The 1407-nt window shown below is 61.0% G+C and carries 1 protein-coding gene and 1 pseudogene; one reads left to right on the plus strand and one right to left on the minus strand.

Features of this window, described 5'->3' with window-relative positions; translation table 11 throughout:
- Positions 1–1008, minus strand: a pseudogene (locus ACXRVY_RS29140) (lytic murein transglycosylase); the annotation flags it as partial.
- Positions 1009–1222: 214 nt separating this feature from the next.
- On the opposite strand from ACXRVY_RS29140, the gene ACXRVY_RS29145 reads away from it, so the two are divergent.
- The coding region (locus ACXRVY_RS29145) for an ATP-binding cassette domain-containing protein (protein WP_458238976.1) at positions 1223–1407 on the plus strand (185 nt) is incomplete at its 3' end.

The raw sequence follows: 1407 nt of genomic DNA on the forward strand, positions 1-1407 counted from the left end.
GTCCTGGGGCAGGCGGCGGGTCAACTGGTAGGCATCGTCCCAGCGCGCCAGGCGCAGGAGCAGGCGCAGGCGCCACTCGGAAACGGTGTTGTCGCGCAGCTCGGGGTCGTATTTGGTCATGACATCCAGTGCGCGACTGTCGAAACGTCGTGCGAGGGTCAGGCCGATTTCCCGGGCGATCGCCACTTTTTCATCCCGGGAGAAGTGCATGCTGCTGGCGTAACCGTCGAGCAGGTCCATGGCCTTGTCCGGGTCCTGGCGAGCCAGGCGGCGCAGGCCGAGGCTGACCACATCGGACATGGCTTCGTCGGCCGGGGTGAAGCGTGACGACTGGTTGAGCAGTTCCGGTTTCTGCGCGACGTCCACCAGCAAGCGACCGCGAGGGGCGAGGTTGGTCATGCCGTTGATCAGGCTGTTGGCCAGCGGGTAGTTGCGCGCCTGGGCGGCGAGTTTGGTGCGCTCCCAGCGTTTTTGTTCGGTCAACTGACCTTCGGCGGCCCACATGCCGAACAACGTGTCACAGGCTTCGGGTTGGGATTTGCCGGTCAGCCAGAGTTTTTCGGCGTTGGCGTTACCTTCGGTCTTGAGATTGTGGCTGAGCTGGTACTGCGCATTCAGGCAGTCCAGTTCGGTGAAGTTCATTTTCGGGTCGTAATACTTGACGAAGGTCGCCCAGTCACCCCGATCCGCCTGCCAGCGCAACCAGCGCAGCTTCATCCAGTTGGCCTGGGGCAGGTCGCCGTGTTCGGCGAGGAACTTCTCGATTTCGGCGTTGCTCGCGGTTTTCAGGCGCGCGGTCAGCTCGTCGTACGCCAGGTAAGGTTCCAGCGGATAATCGGCGAGGGCCTGGCTGTAACGGAAATACGGGCCACTGTCGCCCTTGGCCAGGGCGCGCTTGGCTTCATCGTAATACTGGCGTTGGGTGGACAGGTCCACCGCCTGGGCGGATTGGACGGCAGCGGCAGACAGTAAAAATGCAGATAAAAGATTGAAAAGGCGACTGCGCATGAGACGTCCGGGCAGAGAAAATCATGACAAGCGCGGGCCAGGCCCGCGCTGAATTGTCTGTAGCTTAGCCTTTTGCCAGCAGCCGGTGAAAGCTTTGCGGGTGTTCCCGCATCAGTTCGCAACATTTGTCATGCAGAGTGCTGCGAGAGTGAAATTGCCGGCCTTCTGAAGCCTCAAGTCAGGTAGAATGCGCGCCCGGTTTTTGGAGAAGCTCATGACCCTGCTCAAATTCAGCGATGTGTCCCTTGCTTTCGGCGCTATGCCGTTGTTGGACAAGGTGTCCTGGCAGATCGCCCGTGGTGAGCGGGTGTGCATCATCGGCCGCAACGGCACTGGCAAGTCCAGCATGATGAAGCTCGTCAAGGGCGACCAGAAGCCCGATGACGGCTCCGTTTGGCG

Source organism: Pseudomonas sp. P5_A2_2 (assembly GCF_054177685.1).